This window comes from Alkalihalobacillus bogoriensis ATCC BAA-922 (assembly GCF_000621445.1).
In the GTDB taxonomy this organism is placed as follows: Bacteria; Bacillota; Bacilli; order Bacillales; family Bacillaceae_F; genus Bacillus_AO; species Bacillus_AO bogoriense.
Window position 1 is genome coordinate 13674 of the sequence record NZ_JHYI01000037.1, and the last position, 19470, is coordinate 33143.

The window sequence follows — 19470 nt, forward strand, 5'->3', positions numbered from 1 at the left end:
TAGGGGGACCTATAAATGTCGGAAGCGTATAAACGAGCTGGTGTTGATATTGAAGCCGGTTACGAAGCAGTAGAACGAATGAAAAAGCACGTAGCGAGAACGAAACGTCCTGAAGTTCTTGGTGGATTAGGTTCATTTGGTGGCATGTTTGATTTGTCTCAATTTAATTTAAAAGAACCTGTGCTTATTTCAGGTACAGATGGAGTTGGAACAAAGTTGATGCTTGCTTTTTTGATGGACAAGCATGACACAATTGGTGTAGATGCAGTGGCGATGTGTGTAAATGATATTATTGCACAAGGAGCTGAACCATTATATTTCCTTGATTATATTGCTTGCGGGAAAGCCGACCCCGAAAAAATCGAAGCGATCGTAAAAGGACTAGCAGATGGCTGCCAACAAGCTGGGTGTGCCATTGTAGGCGGAGAAACAGCGGAAATGCCAGGGATGTACAGTGAAGAGGAGTATGACCTCGCTGGTTTTACGGTTGGAATTGTAGAAAAGTCAAAGCTTATAACGGGAGAGCACATTAAAGAGGGGGATGTCATTATCGGATTACAATCCAACGGTGTTCATTCCAATGGATTCTCACTCGTTCGGAAAGTATTGCTTGAAGAAAATCAATTACAGCTACAAGAGACATATGATGGCTTTTCTCAGTCATTAGGAGAAGAATTATTAACCCCGACAAGAATTTATGTGAAGCCAGTCCTAAAGGTTTTAGAAAAATTTGAAGTCAAAGGGATTTCTCATATTACAGGTGGGGGATTTTATGAAAACATCCCACGTATGCTTCCTAAACAAGTAGGAGCAGACATTCAATATGGGTCGTGGTCGATTCCTCCTATCTTCTCTTTTATTGAAGAAAAAGGCTCTATCTCGAAAAAAGATATGTTCTCCACGTTTAATATGGGAATTGGAATGGCCCTCGTTGTTTCTGAACAAGAGGCGAAGCAAGTCATAGCAGAATTAGAAGCTAACGGAGAAACGGCGTTTGAAATTGGCAGAGTAAAACAAGGCGAAGGAGTTTCGATTGGAGGCATTTCATGATGAAGCTAGCAGTCTTTGCTTCTGGTTCAGGTACGAACTTTCAAGCGATTATTGATGCGGTTGAAGACGGTCGCCTTCAAGCTGAGCTCGTGTTATTAGTTTGTGATAAACCAGAAGCAAAAGCGATTGAACGAGCAAATGCCCATCAGATTCCAACGTTTGTGTTTCAGCCGAAGCAATATTCGAACAAAGAGGCATTCGAATTAGAAATATTGGCGCAGTTACAAAACTGTAACGTCGATTATATCGCATTAGCAGGTTATATGAGACTCATTGGTCCAACGCTATTGCAAGCTTTTGAAGGACGAATTATTAATATTCATCCTTCTCTTTTACCTGCCTTTCCTGGGAAAGATGCGATTGGACAAGCATTTCAGGCAAAGGTTAGTGAAACAGGAGTCACTATTCATTATGTAGATGAAGGAATGGATACAGGTCCAATTATTGCTCAAGGCAAAATCCAAGTCGATAAAGAAGATACGATTGAAGCAGTGACGAAAAAAATTCAAAAAGTAGAACATGAGTTATATCCTGCAACATTACAGACACTATTCAGTGAAAAGGTAAGAAGGGAGCTTAATAATGACAATTAAAAGAGCACTTGTGAGCGTGTCAGATAAAGAGGGAATCGTCCCATTTGTTCAAGCTTTAGTAGAGCAAGGGGTAGAAGTCATTTCAACTGGTGGAACGAAAAAAGCATTGGAGGAAGCTGGTGTTACCGTCATTGGCATTTCAGAAGTTACAGGTTTTCCTGAAATTATGGATGGTCGTGTAAAAACATTACATCCAAACATCCATGGTGGTCTTTTAGCAATGAGAGAAAGACAGGAACATGTAGACCAGTTACAACAGCATAATATTACACCGATTGATTTAGTTGTCGTTAATTTATATCCTTTCCAACAAACGATTGCAAAACCAGATGTAGACTTTGCGGATGCGATTGAAAACATTGACATAGGTGGACCGAGCATGCTTCGTTCTGCAGCGAAAAACCACAAGCATGTTACAGTCGTAGTCGACCCAGCAGACTATGAAACAGTATTAACTGAAGTGAAACAAGATGGTGCAGTAACTGCGGAAACAAAAAGAAAACTAGCGGCAAAGGTTTTCCGACATACAGCAGCATATGATGCTGTAATCGCACAATACTTAACAGATCAAGTAGGGGAAGAGTTCCCTGAATCATTGACTGTTACATATACAAAAAAACAGTCGTTACGATATGGTGAGAATCCACACCAAAAAGCTGCATTTTATCAAAAACCGTTAGGCGCAACAAGCTCGATTGCTGAAGCAAAACAGCTTCATGGGAAAGAATTATCGTATAACAATATTAACGATGCTGATGCAGCGTTAGCGATTGTGAAAGAATTTTCTGAGCCTGCAATCGTAGCGATTAAACATATGAATCCTTGTGGAGTCGGAAGCGGTCCGTCGATTGAAACGGCTTATGATAAAGCATATGAAGCTGATCCGGTTTCTATTTTTGGTGGAATTATTGCAGCTAACCGTGAAATTGATGCAGCAACAGCAATGAAAATGAAAGAGATTTTCTTGGAAATTATTATTGCACCATCATTCTCAGATGAAGCTCTTGCGATTTTAACGGGAAAGAAAAACCTTCGTTTGCTTACGCTACCGGTTGGACAGCATGAAAAGCCAGAGTTAAAAGTAACGTCGATTCATAGTGGAGCACTTGTACAGGAAGAAGATACACTAGGATTTGATGATGCAACGATACAAGTTGTAACAAAGCGTGAACCGACGGAAACAGAATGGGAAGACTTAAAGCTAGCTTGGAAAGTTGTAAAGCATGTAAAGTCCAATGCCATTGTGTTAACGAAAGATAATATGACGGTTGGAATTGGCGCTGGCCAAATGAACCGTGTCGGAGCAGCGAAAATTGCGATTGAGCAAGCTGCTGAAAAAGCAACAGGATCTGCTCTTGGATCAGATGCATTTTTCCCAATGGGAGATACAGTGGAAGCAGCAGGAAAAGCTGGGGTAACGGCGATTATTCAACCAGGTGGGTCAATCCGTGATGAAGAATCTATTGCAAAAGCAGATGAGCTAGGAATTGCAATGGTATTTACAGGAGTTCGACACTTTAAACATTAAAACAGGAGGGAATCTCATGAAAGTATTAATCGTTGGAAGTGGCGGTCGCGAGCATACCGTTGCCTGGAAAGTTTCTCGTAGCCCGAAAGTAACGAAAGTATTTGTTGCCCCTGGAAACGCAGGGATGACGGATGTAGCCGAAATTATAAATATTTCTGAAGCTGATCAGGATGCTCTTGTTCAATTTGCGAAACAAGAAGAAATTGCATTAACGATTATCGGTCCAGAAGTTCCGCTACTAGCGGGTATTGTCGATAAATTTGAAAGCAATGGCCTTCGTGTATTTGGTCCGAAGCAAACTGCCGCTTTAATTGAAGGAAGTAAATCGTTTGCGAAAGAAATTATGGCAAAATACAATATTCCAACAGGCTACTACGAGACCTTTACTAATTTTGAACAAGCGAAAGCGTACGTGCAAGAAAAAGGCGCGCCTATTGTCATTAAAGCAGATGGCCTTGCAGCAGGAAAAGGTGTTGTTGTAGCCATGACAGAAGAAGAAGCGATTGAAAGCTTGTATGAAATGCTAGAAAACAACCAATTTGGAGCGTCTAGTGCCAAAGTTGTCATTGAGGAGTATTTGGATGGAGAAGAGCTTTCACTTATGGCTTTTGTTCGGGGCACAACTGTTGTACCGATGGTTGGAGCACAAGATCATAAACGTGCGTATGATGACGACAAAGGACCCAATACAGGAGGAATGGGTGCATATTCGCCTGTCCCACAATTTACAGAAGCTGATGTTCAAGAAGCGGTTGAAAAAATACTGCAACCGATGGCAGAAGCAATGGAACAAGAAGGGCGTTCATTTACAGGAATTTTGTATGCGGGTTTAATGATGACCCAAAATGGACCAAAAGTAATCGAATTTAATGCGCGTTTTGGTGACCCTGAAACACAAGTTGTGTTGCCACGATTAGAATCAGATTTAGTCGATGTCATCATTTCGTTACTAGACGGTGAAAAACCGGAGTTGCAATGGAAACAAGATGCCGTTGTTGGTGTTGTCATGGCATCTAAAGGGTATCCTTTGGAATATGAAAAAGGCGTTCAAATTGATGGCTTTTCAGCATTGGAGCAGGATACGGTTGTGTTTCATGCTGGAACAAAAAAAGTCAATGAGAAGTTTGTTACGAACGGAGGACGAGTGTTACTAGTGGCGCGTACAGCCCCTACACTAGTCGAGGCTCAGCAGCAAGTGTATGATGAAATAAAGAAAATTAAGTCTGATGGTTTATTTTATCGTTCAGATATAGCTAACAAAGCTATTTCGAGCGTTTCTTCCGAAGGTAAACAAAAATAATCGCAATGATACTACCAATCACCATCGCATAGATAAATAAAGAATCAATAGCAAATTCGGTAAACATTAACATAATTATCATCTCCTAACCTTATATATAAAGTAAACCTTATAAGAAGAATTTCTTATAAGGTTTTTTTGTTTTAGACCGATTTTATTAATATGGGTTGAATGCATCTGCAAAATTCGTTTGAGGCTCATTTTGTTGTTTGTTTTCATTGTTTTGCTTTTGAATTTGGATAGCTTGCTCTTGAATCATGTACGTAATGGGGCAAAAACGTGTGAATCCTTCAGCGACTTTCATAGCTCCTGCCATAGCGACAAGCAGTGGCATACTATGATTTGGCTTTCGTACAAATTTTGCGGTAGACCATGATAGAAGAGTAAGTCCACATGTAATTCGAATGAGCGAGTTTACAATACCGATATTAGGTTTCATTTGTTTTTGTCACCTTTCCTTACACGATTTTTATAAAGTTTTCACAACTTTAATACTGTACTTAATGAAATTATGGTAAGATAAAAATTACAACGGTTACATGAAAGTTGGGTGAATATTATGGCAGATAGAATTTATCGTTGGACAAAAAAATTATTAAGACAACAATTAGCTGTCATTCGTGGTGAAAAAGCACCAACAATTTTATTAACGAATGCAACATATTTAAATAGTGCAAGACGAAAATGGCTGTCAGCAAATATATGGATTTACGAAGACCGGATTGTTTATGTTGGTGAATTAATGCCAACCAACCTTGTTGGGACAGAAATTGTTGACTGTCAAAATGACGTTGTTGTTCCAGGATATATTGAACATCATGCACATCCGTTTCAATTATATAATCCCCACAGCTTTGCGAAGTATGCATCACAAAAAGGGACGACAACCTTAATTAATGACAATATGATGTTTTTTTTATCTCTCGAGAAAAAGAAAGCGCTTACTTTAATTGAGACTTTAGACCAAACATTACCAACATCTATGTATTGGTGGTGCCGTTATGATGCTCAAACAGAGTTAGAAGAAGAGGAAGAAGTGTTTTCTTATTCAAAAATGAAAGCGTGGCTAGAACATCATTTAGTCGTTCAAGGAGGAGAACTCACATCCTGGCCGAAAGTACTTGGTGGAGATGATAGTATTCTTCATTGGATGCAAGAAACGAAACGAATTGGGAAGCCGATTGAAGGACATTTACCTGGAGCTTCTGAACGGACCTTGGCCCAAATGGCAATATTAGGAGTAAACTGTGACCATGAAGCGATGACGGGGAAAGAAGCCGTTATGCGTTTAGATATGGGGTATACAACCTCACTTCGATATTCATCGATTCGTCCGGATTTACCAAAAATAATAGAAGAAATGTTAGAGCTTGGAATTGACGATTTTAGTCGTTGTCTGTTTACAACCGATGGATCTACACCTGCTTTTTATGAGCAAGGTATCATTGATAAAATGATTGCGATTGCGATTGAAAAAGGAGTACCTACTGTCGAGGCTTATCATATGGCATCATATAATGTTGCTAAGCATTATAATATGGACTCAAAACTAGGAATGATAGCGCCTGGTCGAATGGCCCATTTAAATATTTTAAGTCACCAAGAAAATCCAGTTCCTCATTCCGTGTTAGCGAAAGGAAAATGGGTACGAAAATATAATGCCGTTGTTGATGAAGAAGAAACGTTTCCTTGGGGTGAGTATGGGGTTACATCACTACAACTTGATTTTGATGTGACAATGGATGACTTTCATTTTTCAATGCCACTTGGAATTGAAATGACGAACGCAGTCATTTTAAAACCGTATCAAATTGGCTTGGAAGATACGATGGACGCTTTAGAAACTTCACATGATGAGTGTTATTTTGTCATGCTAGACAAACATGGTAAATGGAGAATCAACACAATCATCAAAGGGTTTGCAGATTCATTAGGTGGTTTTGCTAGCTCCTATTCTAATACGGGTGATGTCATTTTAATTGGGAAAAAGAAACAAGATATGATAATAGCGTTCCAGCAACTTAAAAAGCAAGGTGGCGGTATCGTTATCGTTGAAGATGGGAAAGTATTATCGAACTTAGAGTTGCCATTATTAGGATGTATGTCAAATGCATCGATGGACGTAGTTATTCAAAAACAAAAAGAGATTGTTTCGATATTAAAGGAGAAAGGATATAAGCACGAAGACCCAATTTATAGTATTCTTTTTTTCTCTTCTACCCATCTACCATATATTCGCATAACACAAAAGGGAATTTATGACGTATTTAATAAAAATGTACTCTTTCCTTCAATTATGCGTTAAACTATAAAAGTAAATGCGGGTACAATAAAGAGAAAAGAGTGTGTTATAAGATGAAAAAAGTGAGTCAAGCCATTATGATGATTACGATTTGCTTCTTTGTTATTTCTGGGTGTGGCAAAGAAGAAGTTGCTCCAGAACCCGAAACTGAAGTACCAACAGTAGAAATTGAGCCAGAACCACAAAATATACAGCCACTAACAGGCGTTAAGACGGATGAAGATATATCTACATTGCGACCATTTGCCGTCATTATTAACAATGACCCTGCTGCTAGACCTCAATCAGGGTTATATATGGCAGATGTTGTTTATGAATTGTTAGTCGAAGGATCAATCACCCGTTTTGTTGCTGTATACCATAGTCAACAACCTGAGAGAATTGGACCTGTTCGAAGTGCGAGAGAGTACCATATTGATTTATCAAACGGGTATAATGCCCTGTTTGTCGCACATGGTTGGAGTCCAGAAGCAAAGCGATTGTTAGAAGAAGAAAGAAAAGCGGAGTTTATTAATGGAATGTATCTTGATGGCACGATTTTCCAAAGATCTAGTGATAGAAAAGCTCCACATAACTCCTATGTTTCATTCGCATCGATGAAACAAGGTTTAGAAGATAAAGGTTATGGATTAGAAGGAGAGTTTGAACCATTACCTTTTATAGAAAGTGATGAGTCTATTGAAGGCACTGTTGCGACAACTGTTGCTGTGAATTATGGTTCAAATAATGTGACGTTCCGATATAATGAAGGTGAACAAAGCTATGATCGCTATAATGGATCAACACCAACACTTGATAAAGAAACGGAAGCGCCTGTTTCAGTTGAAAATGTGTTTATTTTAGAAACAAGACATGAAGTCATTGATAAGCAAGGACGAAGAGATATTGATTTAACGTCTGGGGGAAAAGGACTACTTATTCAGCAAGGGGTTGCAAAAGAAGTTGAGTGGGTAAATGACAATGGTCGATTACTTCCAGCAGAAAATGGACAAATTCTCCCATTTCTTCCAGGGCAAACATGGATTAACATAGTTCCTAGCTTACAAGGTGATGTTGTGTTTGAATAAAGGAAAGGTGAGTGGCATACGGTGCAGATTGATAAACTAAGAGGAAAAGAATTAGACCAACTTTTTAAATCGATCTTAACGCTACAAAACTTAGAGGAATGTTATCAATTTTTTGATGATTTATGCACGATTAATGAAATTCAATCGCTTGCACAAAGGCTTGAAGTTGCAAGAATGCTTCAAAATGGCTATACGTATCATAAAATTGAAACGGAAACAGGAGCAAGTACAGCGACAATCTCAAGGGTGAAGCGGTGCTTAAACTATGGCAATGATGGATATAAAATGACGTTAGATCGAGTAAAAGAAGAAGAACAAAAAAAAGCGTGAGTGACCTTTTGGTCGGCTCATGCTTTTTTTGTCATATAAGAAAGCATAAAAATTTTAACTGTTAAAAGCGGACAGGGCTGTGCAAAACTATAAAATAGTCGACTTGTGTATAACATGTTCTAATAAATTCTTAGACTGAATTAGGGACTTGGTACTATGAGAGAAGCAAGAAAAGACCGAAGTGAATCATTAACACTTGAGGCGGGGTTATCGCGTTATCGATTTTGTTGTTTATGGGAAGTAAGCGGCCATGAAAACTCTTATAGGCTAGCGTTTTGGAACGTTGGTGGACACAGGAGCAGTTAATCATAATATATCGCTAGGAATAGAGTTGCTTTTGCGTGAATAAGTGCTCCTGTGACCGCTAAAAAACGGAAACCCGTATCATGTTCACAAATAACGGCTGCTCTGACCGCAAAAATGAGACAAATAAGGGAGTATGAAAATTTTGGTCTAGCAGTGAAGCTTTGATCCTTCTTATGAAAAACACTCCCGCGTTTTCATAAGAAGGATCAAACCGAAATACATAATTGTTCTTAAAATAGGGGAAATCTAACAAAAATGAGAAAAAGGAGATTCGTTCTGTTGTTAAAACTTTCAAAAATTAAACGAAAACATTTACAACAACCAAAAAAACAAGTTGAACGAATAACAAAACCTCAGCTTACTGTTGCAGCAATAAAAGAGAAACTGTCTAATATGGACGATTTAATTATTAAAGAACTCACAATCCAAGGTGAGATTGTTTTTTTAATTTATTTAAGCTCATTAGTCGAAGTGAAAAACTTGCAACGTTTAATTTATGAACCATTAAATCAAGCGTATGAACGTGAGCCAGAAGATATTTTTAAAAATAGTGACAAAATCCTCAACGATGATGTTGACCAAGCGGTATACGATGTAGTGAGTGGTCATTCCCTTTTGTTTTTTACGAATCGACAATTAGTCATTAAATTTTTCACTCTAAGTGATGTAAACCGCTCTGTGGCAGCACCTGAAAATGAAACGACCGTAATGGGACCACAAGACTCATTTGTTGAAAACTTAAGTTTAAATATAGCTTTAGTAAAAACGAGAATAAGGTCTCATCATTTAAAAATGAAAGAGTTTATATTAGGTACAGAAACAAATAACACAGTAGCCGTTTTATACATGGATAACATTGCAAATAAAGAAAATGTAGACCGAGTCATTTCTAGAATACAACATATTGAATTCCATGGCTTTAGTGGTTTTCCGATGTTAAAACAGATGCTTGAAGATAAACCACTGTCTCCTTTTCCTCAGTTTGGTATTACAGTTAGAACAGATAATACGATGGCTGGTTTATTAGACGGAAAAATTATTGTGATGATGAATGGAAGTCCTGAAGCAGCGATATTACCAGCGACATTTATGGATTTTTTGATTACTCCTGAAGACCATTATAACCGGTGGACAACAGCAACTTTATTAAGAGGGTTACGATTTGTAGGTTTTTTTATTTCGATTTTTTTAACGTCAACATATGTTTCGGTTTTAACGTTTCATCCAGAAATGTTACCACCGCAATTATTAACGATTTTAGCAGAGTCACGTGCACAAGTACCATTTCCTCCCCTTTTTGAGGTGATGTTAATTGAGCTAGTTATTGAAGTGCTACGTGAAGCTGGGGCAAGAATGCCGACAAAAATCGGGCAAACGATTGGTATTGTTGGAGGGATTGTAATAGGGACAGCTGCAGTTGAAGCAGGACTTGCGAGTAATGTGTTAATTGTATTAGTTGCGATTACGGCCTTATTGTCATTCATTCCTCCAAACTTTTTAATGAGTAATGCGATTCGACTTGTTCGCTATTTCTTTATTATAGGTGCAGGTGTGTTTGGAATGTTTGGGCAAATGGTTGTATTAGCGTGGATGATTAATCATATCTCGAACCTTACTTCATTAGGAACACCATATATCTCACCAGTGATACCAAGAAAGTGGAGTGATCTATTAAATAGTGTATTACGAGCTCCTTCCAAATACGTTAAAGAACGGTCTGGCATGGCAAGAGCGAAGAAGAAACTTGTCCGACCAGTTGAAGAGGAGTAACGCATGGACTTAGGAAAAATAAAAAAGCTAAACAAATATCATGTTGTCTTTTTAACACAAAATGTTCTAATCGGAATTGGCTTGTTTTCATTGCCTCATGATATTAGCTCGTTAGGATATAATTTATGGATTTTACCATTGATTTATGGGGTTATTGCAACTTTGACGTTAATTCCGATTTTAGCATTATGTAAAAGGTATCCAGATAGTTCGTTGTACTCCATTAATGAAAAACTGTTGGGGAAGTATGTGGGTAAAGGACTTAATGTTCTCATCATATTTTTTGCAATTATTCATACTTCCTCAGTCTGCCATTCTTATGTACGTGTACTTCAAACGGTTTCATATCCAGACAATACAATATTAATTAGTAGCTTGTCTTTGTATTTTGTCCTTGTCTTAATTGTGTTAGGTGGAATTAAATCGGTAGCCCGTTTTTGTATTTTTTCATTTTTTATTACGGGCTGGATGCTTTATTTTGTAAAATGGGCGTTTCAGCAAGGCGAATTAATGCATGCTGTACCAACATTAGAACATGATTTATCGATATGGCTTTCCTCGATGCATAGCGGGGCAGGTGTCATGTTTGGGTATGTGTTAGTTTTGTTTTATTTCCCATATATTCAAAATCAAAAAAAGACATTCCGCCATATGACCATTGGAATTTGGATTGCAGTTACGTATTATGTTGTCGTATGTTTAGCAAGTGTTGTTTACTTTTCAACATGGCAACAAGCCAATCTTGTCTTGCCCATTTTAAATTTATTTCAGTCGGTTCAACTTCCGTTAGTGGAAAGGATTGAAAATTTTGGTGTCAGTATTTGGGTGTTTTTAGTGTTATCAACATCCTCTGCTTATTTATGGGTGGCCAAAAAAGGTGTCGATGCGCTTTTTTCTAACTATAAAGACAAAGCTTGGCATGTATATCCTGTTGCTTTTATTTCTATTATGTTGTTTTTAGGTCCATTATCGGTGGAGCTACAAGAAGTGATTTTTGGTGATATTAATGTCTATTCAGAATATGCTGTCATTGTTTTACCTGTATTTTTACTATGCGTTCATTGGTTGAAATCAAAGTTAAAAAAAGAGGGGAATCATGAAAATACTCACGAAGCTTAATATACTTTTCGTTTGCATCTTCTTGCTATCAGCGTGTAGTCCAGAACTTGATAAACCAGTTATTGAAGATTTAGGTATGGTTGGAGTATTAGGCTTTGACTATGTTGATGATGAAAAAATGAAAGTGACAGTCACTTTTCCACAACCGCAAAAAGATGCAGAAGAAAAAACGCAACGTTATTCCGCGGAAGTGACCTTACCACATGAAGCCATTCTTGAAGTATCATCAATGTCTGAAAAAGTATTGTCGACTTCTCAATTACGGGTCGTATTATTTAGTGAGGAATATGCCCGTGAAGTCGGATTATGGAAAGCATTACATAGTTTGTACCGTGACCCTCAAATTGGTACAAATGTATTTGTTGCTGTTGTGAAAGGAACAGCAGAAGAGTTTTTAATGAAAGAGTATAAAGATAAACCTGAAATCAACGTCTATTTAAATGAAATGCTAACACCTAAAGCAGAAGAAACGTTTAATCCTTATTCCACGATTCATCATTTTATTTTCCGAGCGAGAGATGATGTTTCTGACCCGACAACGCCATATTTAGAAATTGTTGATGATACAATTAAATTAACGAGTGTTGCTTTATTTAAAGATGAGAAAATGGTTGACACGATAACACCAGAAGAAGGGAAATTAGTTGAAGCGTTTAAAAAGCGAAAACGTGTACCGAATATTAAAGTGGAATTAACAGAGGAAGATGGTTCAATGAGCACATTACTATTAATGTTTGTTGAATCAAGATTTAATGTTAAGGCAAATACAGACATGGCTAATCCTAAAATGTTTCTACATTTATACGTTAGAGGCATGATTGAAGATTATAATGGAGAGCATGATTTAGGTGTTAAGGAAGAACGAAAAAAAGTGGAAAAACAAGTTGAAGAGGCACTAGAAGCGAACGTGATGAAATTAGTCACTAAGTTTCAAAACCATAAAACCGATTCAGCAGGATTCGGTGAAAGCTTCCGTATTGCCAATGCGAAAGAGTGGGATAAGGAAAGGTGGCGAGATGTGTTTGCACAAACAGAAATGACGACTCATGTGGAAGTTACCATTGTGTCGACAGGTTCAACAAAATAATAGAAAAAAAGAGAAATATTGAAAAGCATCGCTTCCTACTTAGAATGCGGTGCTTTTTTTGATATAATCGTCAAGGAAGGAATTTGCATGGTGTATCGGAGGAAATGGAAATGCGAGAATATAGAGAATGGAAACATATATTTAAATTAGACCCGAATAAAGAGATTTCGGATGAAGGTTTAGAGTTAATTTGTGAGTCAGGTACAGATGGCATTATCGTTGGTGGGTCGGATGGTGTAACATTAGATAATACGTTACAATTACTTTCTCGTATTCGTCGGTATTCTGTGCCGTGTGTGTTAGAAATATCGAATATTGAATCAATTACTCCTGGTTTTGATTATTATTTTATCCCACTTGTGTTAAACAGTGAAGATGTCATGTGGGTGACGCAATTGCATCATCAAGCAGTAAAGCAGTTTGGACATATGATGAATTGGGATGAAATCGTCATGGAAGGGTATTGTATCGTTAATGGCGATTCCAAGGCAGCGAAGTTAACAAGCGCAATGACCGATATCGATGAAGATGACATTGTAGCCTATGCGCAAATGGCAGAGAAAATGTTTTCTTTACCAGTCTTTTATTTAGAATATAGTGGCACTTATGGCTCGCCTTCTGTAGTAAAACGAGTGAAAGAAGTGTTACAGCAAACAAAGCTTTTTTACGGTGGAGGCATAACGACTGCAGAGCAAGCAAAAGAAATGGCTCAATTTGCAGACACTGTAATAGTAGGAAATATTATATATGATGACATACAAGCGGCATTACAAACCGTTCATGCAGTGAAACGATAGATTGTGATTAAAGACAAGTTCAGGTACAATAAATAGAAGAACAAACGTTTGGTGGTGGGGAATGTGCAAAGTAAAATCATTGAGAAAATGCTAGCAGGATTAAATCCAGAGCAACGAGAAGCCGTGAAAACAACAGAAGGTCCCCTTTTGATTATGGCGGGAGCAGGTAGTGGAAAGACAAGAGTGTTAACGCATCGTATTGCTTATTTATTACGAGAAAAGGGAGTTGCCCCTTGGAATGTTTTGGCGATTACATTTACAAACAAAGCCGCACGTGAAATGAAAGACCGTGTCGCTAAGCTTGTTGGACCAGTCGCAGAAGATATTTGGATTTCAACATTCCATTCGATGTGTGTTCGAATTTTAAGAAGAGATAGTAATCGAATCGGAATAAATAGTAATTTTACGATTTTAGATGGGTCTGACCAGCTATCCGTTATAAAGCAAATTTTAAAAACAAAAAACATCGACCCAAAAAAATTTGATGCAAGAAGTATATTAGCAACGATAAGCTCGGCTAAAAACGAATTAAAACGAGCCGATGACTTTATGAAAACGACAAGCAACCAAGATTTATTCCGTTCTACAGCGGCAGAAGTTTATGTTGAATATGAAAAGCAGTTAAAGAAAAATCAGTCCTTAGACTTTGATGATTTAATTATGACAACGATTCGATTATTTAAGCTCGTTCCAGAAGTGCTTGATTATTATCAAAATAAATTTCAATATATTCATGTGGATGAGTATCAAGATACAAACAAAGCGCAATATGAGCTCGTGAATCTATTAAGTGAGAAATATAAAAACGTTTGTGTTGTAGGGGATTCCGATCAATCGATTTACCGTTGGCGTGGGGCCGATATTGCCAATATCCTGTCTTTTGAAGAAGATTACCCGAATGCGACTGTCATTATGCTTGAGCAAAACTATCGTTCAACAAAAACCATTTTACAAGCAGCAAATGAAGTCATTGCGAATAATAGTAATCGTAAACCGAAAAATCTTTGGACAGAAAATGAAGATGGTCAGAAGATTTTTTATTACGAGGCAGACACAGAACAAGATGAGGCATTTTTTGTGACGGATAAAATAAAAGAAGCAACACGATTAGGAACGTATAAAAATGCAGATATCGCAATTTTATACCGAACAAATGCACAATCACGTGTGATTGAGGAAATGCTTCTTAAAGCAAATATTGAATATAATATCGTTGGCGGCACAAAGTTCTATGACCGAAAAGAAATTAAAGACATTCTTGCTTATTTACGTCTTGTCGCCAATCCTGATGATGATATTAGTTTACAACGAATTATTAATGTTCCGAAACGTGGGATTGGTGCAGCAACCGTTGATAAAATTGGAGCATTTGCGCTTGACCAAGATATCTCGATGTTTCAAGCACTACAAGAAGTCGAGGAACTTGGCTTAGGTGCAAGAGTTGTTACAAAGCTACGGGATTTTGTGAATCAGATGAATAATTGGATTGCGATGCAAGACTATTTATCCGTAACAGAGCTAGTTGAAGAGTTACTAGACCGGACAGGCTATCGTGAAATGTTAAAAGTAGAAAATACGCTTGAGTCACAAAGCCGGCTTGAAAATATCGATGAGTTTTTATCGGTTACACAGGACTTCGAAAAGAAAAACGATGATAAATCATTAATCGCATTCCTTACTGATTTGGCTCTTGTTGCCGATATTGATAAACTAGATGAAGATGAAGCGAAACCGGCAGATGCGGTTGTCCTGATGACATTACACTCCGCTAAAGGATTAGAGTTTCCGATTGTCTTTTTAATTGGAATGGAAGAAGGGATTTTCCCTCACAGCCGTTCGTTATTTGAAAATGATGAAATGGAAGAAGAACGAAGACTCGCGTATGTTGGAATTACACGAGCCGAACAAACATTATATTTAACAAGTGCTAGACTTAGAACTTTATACGGACGGACAAATACAAATCCGCCATCAAGATTTATTAACGAAATTCCAAGTGAGTTACTCGAATCAATGCAAGAAGAAAAGCCAGAACCACTTTGGATGAAATCATCTCGACCGCAAGCAGCCCCAATGACAAAAAAACAAATTCCACGTCCGCAAATTCAGACGACAGGTGGAGAAAAGTTTGGCTGGAGTGTTGGTGATAAAGCAGAACATAAAAAGTGGGGAGTTGGCACAATCGTTAGCATAAAAGGGGAAGGAGAGCATATCGAATTAGATATCGCATTCCCACAACCTACTGGCATTAAACGGCTTTTTGCTAAATTTGCCCCAATTACAAAGGTGTAAGGAAAGGATACGACGATCATGGAAAAAACGGCAGCACAACAACAAATCCAAAAATTACGAGCATTACTTGAGGACTATGGTTATCATTATTATGTCTTAGATCAACCAAAAGTGTCAGATGCAGAATATGATTCACTCATGCGAGAGCTTGTAGAACTCGAACAACAATTCCCGGAGCTCCAAACGGAAGATTCTCCATCTGTTCGCATAGGGGGACAGCCTCTGCCTCATTTTGTGAAAGTAGAGCATGAAGTTCCGATGCTTAGCCTAGGAAATGCTTTTAATGAGCAAGATTTACGTGACTTTGATCGTCGTGTTCGTCAAGGAATTGACGGTGAGCCAACGTATAGCTGTGAATTAAAAATTGATGGTTTGGCTGTTTCTTTACTTTACCGAGAAGGTCGACTTGTTCGTGGAGCAACTCGTGGCGACGGTACGGTTGGTGAAGATATTACGCAAAACCTTCGTACGATCGGATCAATTCCACTTCGCTTAAAAGAAGCCGTTGATATCGAAGTGCGAGGAGAAGCCTTTATGCCAAAACGCTCGTTTGAAGCGTTAAACAAGGCGAAAGAGGAAGCGGGTGAAGAAAAGTTTGCCAATCCTCGAAACGCAGCTGCCGGCTCACTCCGACAACTAGATCCGAAAATTGCGGCAAAACGGAATTTAGATATTTTTTTATATGGGATCGGGTTACTTCAAGGCAAAGAGCTTGTCTCCCATCATGAAGGATTAGCGTATTTAAAAGCGCTTGGATTTAAAGTGAATGAACAAAATCGTTATTGTAAATCGATAGATGAAGTAATTGCCTATATTAGTGAATGGGTAGAAAAAAGGGCATCATTGCCATATGAAATTGATGGCATTGTCATTAAAGTCGATGAGTTAGCTCATCAAAAAGAGTTAGGATTTACTGCGAAAAGTCCTAGATGGGCGGTAGCTTATAAGTTTCCAGCAGAAGAAGTCATGACAAAGCTGATTGGAATTGAACTGACTGTTGGACGAACAGGAGCAATTACACCAACTGCATTGCTTGAGGCTGTTACTGTAGCGGGAACAACAGTTAAACGTGCTTCTTTGCATAATGAAGATTTAATTCGCGAAAAAGACATTAAAATTGGCGACTCTGTTATTGTAAAAAAAGCAGGAGACATTATTCCAGAAGTCGTCAATGTCTTACCAGAGCTACGGACTGGAGAAGAAGTAGATTTTCAAATGCCAACACATTGTCCAGAATGCGGAAGTGAACTTGTTCGGTTAGAAGGAGAAGTCGCTCTTCGGTGTATTAATCCAAAATGCCCAGCGCAAATTCGGGAAGGGTTGATTCACTTTGTTTCGAGAAATGCGATGAATATTGATGGTTTAGGTGAACGAGTCATCGCGCAATTGTTTGCTCATGAATTAGTGCAAGATGTCGCTGATTTATATAAATTAAACCGTGATGAGCTTCTTCAATTAGAACGAATGGGTGAAAAGTCTGTTGATAATTTATTACAAGCGATAGAAGCAACAAAACAAAACTCTCTTGAACGATTATTGTTTGGACTAGGCATTCGATTTGTTGGTGCGAAAGCAGCAAAAACATTGGCGATGCATTTTGAAACAATGGAAAACCTCCAGCAAGCTTCATTTGAAGAATTAGTTGCGGTTCATGAAATTGGCGATAAAATGGCGGCTTCAGTTGTCCGCTATTTTGAAAATGAAGAAGTAGTAGAATTACTTGCAGAGCTTCGCAGGCTTGGTGTTAATATGGAATATAAAGGTCCGAAGCTTGTCGTGCAAGAACAAAGTGAAGACAATCCGTTTTCAGGGAAAACCGTTGTATTGACAGGCAAGTTAGAACAGTTGTCGCGAAATGAAGCAAAAGAAAAAATCGAGCTATTCGGTGGGAAAGTGACGGGAAGTGTCAGTAAAAAGACCGACTTTCTCATTGCTGGTGAAGATGCCGGTTCAAAATTAGAAAAAGCAGAGCAGCTAGGCATTCCAGTTTGGGACGAAAATCGCCTTGTTGATGAGCTAGCAGCGTTAGAAAAGTAAAAACGAGAGAACAGTGTGGAAGAGGAGGGACAATGGTGGTTAAACGAATATGGCTTGCTATAGTAGGAAGTATAGTTTTCATATCAGGATGTTCACCGTTCTTACAGCCTGAGGAAGAAATCGTAGAAGAAGGTCCGATTGAAGAAGAACAAGTCGTGGAGTTAAGTCCTGATGTATATACACCGGAAAATTATTATCGCAGTGTATTGTATGATGGGAAATATCAACACGGGGAAGCAAGAGGGTTTAGCACGGCTGTTGTTCATAACCGTCTTGATTTAGAACAGCTAGAGTTAGGTTTAACGGTTATCGCACAAGAACAATTTGATCCGGAACAATATTTTTTTAGAGAAGGAAAATATATTAAACGTGATGAGTTAAATAGCTGGTTAATGCGTGAGTCTGAAGATAACCCGAACGGTCTTAACCCGCCATTAGGTGAAGGGGAAGATGACAAAGCAAGAGAAGAAAACCAACCTCGGTATTTGTCTCATATTCTCGAGCATAATTATTTAGTTGAAAATTCCAACGGACAACTTGAGCTAGGTGGAATTGTCGTTGGCCTCTCGATGAACAGTATCTATCATTTCCGAATCATCGATGAAAACGGTGGCTATTATTTTTATGAGCAAGAAGTCGACCGTGATGAGATGATTAAAGCGGGACAAAAAATGGCAGATCAAGTGGTCGAGCGGCTCCGTTCCGAAACGAGAGAAGAAGGGATTTTAAGTGAAATTCCGATTGTCGTTGCGTTGTTTGAAGAGCAACAACGTGAAGCGGTTATTCCTGGAACTTTTATTTATAAAGCGGTGGCAGAGCCGAATCGTGAAATCGGAAACTGGCAAAAAATAAATGAACGTTATTATTTGTTCCCATCCACTGAAGCGAATAATGACCAACGAAATGACGCCGAACGAGTTAGTAAATTTAACGAAGAAGTTAATGACTTCTTTGATAATTATATTGGAGTTGTCGGAAAAGGTTACTATAAAAACGAACAGCTTCAAGAACTAAGCATTGAAGTTCCGATTCGCTTTTATGGAAAAACGGAAGTTGTTGCTTTAAGTCAATATGTCGCTGATAAAATTACACAAATATTTCCATCCGGCTATAAAGTCCAAGTATATATCACATCCATTAGTGGTCAAGAAAGCTTAATTGTCCGTAATCCAGATGAAGAACCATTTATTCATATTTACCGCTAAACATCCAAAGCTGTCGAATTCTTTCTCGACAGCTTTCTTTGCTCTTTTTTAAGGACATAGGTTCCGTTATTTAAAGGAAAAACACTGTTTCTCAAAAGCTTACGGACACAGGATCCGTTACTATCGCAAAATGAGATGTTTTTGTCGCTCGTTTCGTCAAATAACGGAACGTATGTCCGAAAAGGAAGAGAAAAACGAAGAATTTTATAAAGTAGCGGAATAGATGTCCGGAACGGGACTAGTATTATTATGCGAATATAATTTTTAAAAAGTGATAGAAATGGAGAAACCTTGCATGGTGCTTGAGGTTTGTTGCCTAATAGAACGTAATTTGGTATTATCAATTTATTGTAAACGGAACGACTAATGGAGGTGGAGAAAATGTCTCGAATTTCAGAAGAACAAGTGAAACACGTCGCTCATCTTGCAAGACTTTCAATTACAGATGAGGAAGCGGTTAAATTTACGAAACAATTAGATGCGATCATCACATTTGCCGAACAATTAAATGAGCTTGATACAGAAAACGTTAAACCAACCTCTCACGTGTTGGATATGAAAAACGTATTACGTGAGGACAAGCCTGAAAAAGGATTGCCAGTTGAAGAAGTTTTAAAAAATGCCCCTGACAAAGAAGAAGGACAATTTAGTGTCCCTTCGATATTAGAATAGAGAGGAGGATTTACG

17 protein-coding genes are annotated in these 19470 nt (G+C 38.2%); 15 read left to right on the forward strand and 2 right to left on the reverse strand.

Features of this window, described 5'->3' with window-relative positions; all coding sequences use genetic code 11:
- The first annotated feature begins 15 nt into the window (after nucleotides 1–15).
- The 4 genes from purM to purD are packed head-to-tail and all read left to right on the forward strand — an operon-like array spanning nucleotide 16 to nucleotide 4471.
- Entirely contained in the window at nucleotides 16–1050 is a 1035-nt protein-coding gene (purM, locus tag T323_RS0113895; protein WP_026673835.1) for a phosphoribosylformylglycinamidine cyclo-ligase, read from the forward strand.
- On the forward strand, nucleotides 1047–1643 hold the full coding sequence (purN, locus tag T323_RS0113900) for a phosphoribosylglycinamide formyltransferase (protein WP_026673836.1): 597 nt from the start codon (nucleotides 1047–1049) through the stop codon (nucleotides 1641–1643). The genes purM and purN overlap by 4 nt, the downstream gene beginning before the upstream one ends.
- Nucleotides 1633–3171, forward strand: coding sequence for a bifunctional phosphoribosylaminoimidazolecarboxamide formyltransferase/IMP cyclohydrolase (gene purH / locus T323_RS0113905; protein WP_026673837.1), 1539 nt, complete (start codon nucleotides 1633–1635; stop codon nucleotides 3169–3171). Before purN ends, purH begins: the two co-directional genes overlap by 11 nt.
- A 16-nt stretch (nucleotides 3172–3187) precedes the next feature.
- The gene (gene purD / locus T323_RS0113910; RefSeq protein WP_026673838.1) at nucleotides 3188–4471 is read left to right on the forward strand and encodes a phosphoribosylamine--glycine ligase; all 1284 of its coding nucleotides are present in this window, start codon (nucleotides 3188–3190) and stop codon (nucleotides 4469–4471) included.
- Here the strand turns inward: purD and T323_RS29775 are convergent.
- Both T323_RS29775 and T323_RS0113920 read right to left on the reverse strand, forming a co-directional pair.
- Nucleotides 4434–4553, reverse strand: a complete 120-nt coding sequence (locus tag T323_RS29775; RefSeq protein WP_373279337.1) for an EYxxD motif small membrane protein — start codon at nucleotides 4551–4553, stop codon at nucleotides 4434–4436. The two genes, purD and T323_RS29775, sit on opposite strands and share 38 nt — an antisense overlap.
- 75 nt (nucleotides 4554–4628) lie before the next feature.
- Nucleotides 4629–4910, reverse strand: coding sequence for a YgaP family membrane protein (locus tag T323_RS0113920; protein ID WP_026673839.1), 282 nt, complete (start codon nucleotides 4908–4910; stop codon nucleotides 4629–4631).
- 120 nt (nucleotides 4911–5030) lie between these two features.
- Between T323_RS0113920 and T323_RS0113925 the strand changes: the two genes are divergently transcribed.
- The 11 genes from T323_RS0113925 to gatC all read left to right on the forward strand — a co-directional run bounded on the left by T323_RS0113925 (nucleotide 5031) and on the right by gatC (nucleotide 19455).
- Complete coding sequence (locus tag T323_RS0113925) at nucleotides 5031–6776, forward strand: adenine deaminase C-terminal domain-containing protein (RefSeq protein WP_026673840.1); 1746 nt, start codon at nucleotides 5031–5033, stop codon at nucleotides 6774–6776.
- A gap of 50 nt (nucleotides 6777–6826) precedes the next feature.
- Complete coding sequence (locus T323_RS0113930; RefSeq protein WP_026673841.1) at nucleotides 6827–7840, forward strand: DUF3048 domain-containing protein; 1014 nt, start codon at nucleotides 6827–6829, stop codon at nucleotides 7838–7840.
- A 21-nt stretch (nucleotides 7841–7861) separates the two neighbouring features.
- Nucleotides 7862–8170 (forward strand): YerC/YecD family TrpR-related protein, encoded by a 309-nt coding sequence (locus T323_RS0113935; RefSeq protein ID WP_026673842.1) that lies wholly within the window; start codon nucleotides 7862–7864, stop codon nucleotides 8168–8170.
- Between the two features lie 585 nt (nucleotides 8171–8755).
- Nucleotides 8756–10246 (forward strand): spore germination protein, encoded by a 1491-nt coding sequence (locus T323_RS0113940; protein WP_245613729.1) that lies wholly within the window; start codon nucleotides 8756–8758, stop codon nucleotides 10244–10246.
- A 3-nt stretch (nucleotides 10247–10249) separates the two neighbouring features.
- The gene (locus T323_RS0113945) at nucleotides 10250–11365 is read left to right on the forward strand and encodes a GerAB/ArcD/ProY family transporter (protein WP_026673844.1); all 1116 of its coding nucleotides are present in this window, start codon (nucleotides 10250–10252) and stop codon (nucleotides 11363–11365) included.
- On the forward strand, nucleotides 11343–12452 hold the full coding sequence (locus T323_RS0113950) for a Ger(x)C family spore germination protein (RefSeq protein WP_026673845.1): 1110 nt from the start codon (nucleotides 11343–11345) through the stop codon (nucleotides 12450–12452). The genes T323_RS0113945 and T323_RS0113950 overlap by 23 nt, the downstream gene beginning before the upstream one ends.
- A gap of 110 nt (nucleotides 12453–12562) precedes the next feature.
- Nucleotides 12563–13249: a heptaprenylglyceryl phosphate synthase gene (gene pcrB, locus T323_RS0113955; RefSeq protein WP_026673846.1), complete on the forward strand. Its 687-nt coding sequence runs from the start codon at nucleotides 12563–12565 to the stop codon at nucleotides 13247–13249.
- 87 nt (nucleotides 13250–13336) lie between these two features.
- Nucleotides 13337–15541, forward strand: a complete 2205-nt coding sequence (pcrA, locus tag T323_RS0113960) for a DNA helicase PcrA (RefSeq protein ID WP_051556538.1) — start codon at nucleotides 13337–13339, stop codon at nucleotides 15539–15541.
- 18 nt (nucleotides 15542–15559) lie between these two features.
- Nucleotides 15560–17578 carry an NAD-dependent DNA ligase LigA gene (gene ligA / locus T323_RS0113965; RefSeq protein WP_026673848.1) on the forward strand — a complete coding sequence of 673 codons (2019 nt, stop codon included), beginning with the start codon at nucleotides 15560–15562 and terminating at the stop codon, nucleotides 17576–17578.
- A 32-nt stretch (nucleotides 17579–17610) separates the two neighbouring features.
- A complete protein-coding gene (locus T323_RS0113970; protein WP_035178755.1) occupies nucleotides 17611–18783 on the forward strand; it encodes a CamS family sex pheromone protein in 1173 nt (390 codons plus the stop codon).
- A gap of 381 nt (nucleotides 18784–19164) precedes the next feature.
- Nucleotides 19165–19455 (forward strand): Asp-tRNA(Asn)/Glu-tRNA(Gln) amidotransferase subunit GatC, encoded by a 291-nt coding sequence (gatC, locus tag T323_RS0113975; protein ID WP_026673850.1) that lies wholly within the window; start codon nucleotides 19165–19167, stop codon nucleotides 19453–19455.
- Nucleotides 19456–19470: the final 15 nt, after the last annotated feature.

Bases quoted from the DNA above. Each gene is read 5' to 3' on its own strand.
- T323_RS0113970 (WP_035178755.1), top strand. From the start codon at position 17,611: ATGGTGGTTAAACGAATATGGCTTGCTATAGTAGGAAGTATAGTTTTC.
- gatC (WP_026673850.1), top strand. From the start codon at position 19,165: ATGTCTCGAATTTCAGAAGAACAAGTGAAACACGTCGCTCATCTTGCA.
- purM (WP_026673835.1), top strand. From the start codon at position 16: ATGTCGGAAGCGTATAAACGAGCTGGTGTTGATATTGAAGCCGGTTAC.
- T323_RS0113920 (WP_026673839.1), bottom strand. From the start codon at position 4,910: ATGAAACCTAATATCGGTATTGTAAACTCGCTCATTCGAATTACATGT.
- pcrA (WP_051556538.1), top strand. From the start codon at position 13,337: ATGCTAGCAGGATTAAATCCAGAGCAACGAGAAGCCGTGAAAACAACA.
- ligA (WP_026673848.1), top strand. From the start codon at position 15,560: ATGGAAAAAACGGCAGCACAACAACAAATCCAAAAATTACGAGCATTA.
- T323_RS0113925 (WP_026673840.1), top strand. From the start codon at position 5,031: ATGGCAGATAGAATTTATCGTTGGACAAAAAAATTATTAAGACAACAA.
- T323_RS0113930 (WP_026673841.1), top strand. From the start codon at position 6,827: ATGAAAAAAGTGAGTCAAGCCATTATGATGATTACGATTTGCTTCTTT.
- purD (WP_026673838.1), top strand. From the start codon at position 3,188: ATGAAAGTATTAATCGTTGGAAGTGGCGGTCGCGAGCATACCGTTGCC.
- T323_RS0113950 (WP_026673845.1), top strand. From the start codon at position 11,343: ATGAAAATACTCACGAAGCTTAATATACTTTTCGTTTGCATCTTCTTG.
- T323_RS0113945 (WP_026673844.1), top strand. From the start codon at position 10,250: ATGGACTTAGGAAAAATAAAAAAGCTAAACAAATATCATGTTGTCTTT.
- pcrB (WP_026673846.1), top strand. From the start codon at position 12,563: ATGCGAGAATATAGAGAATGGAAACATATATTTAAATTAGACCCGAAT.
- T323_RS29775 (WP_373279337.1), bottom strand. From the start codon at position 4,553: ATGATAATTATGTTAATGTTTACCGAATTTGCTATTGATTCTTTATTT.
- purN (WP_026673836.1), top strand. From the start codon at position 1,047: ATGATGAAGCTAGCAGTCTTTGCTTCTGGTTCAGGTACGAACTTTCAA.
- purH (WP_026673837.1), top strand. From the start codon at position 1,633: ATGACAATTAAAAGAGCACTTGTGAGCGTGTCAGATAAAGAGGGAATC.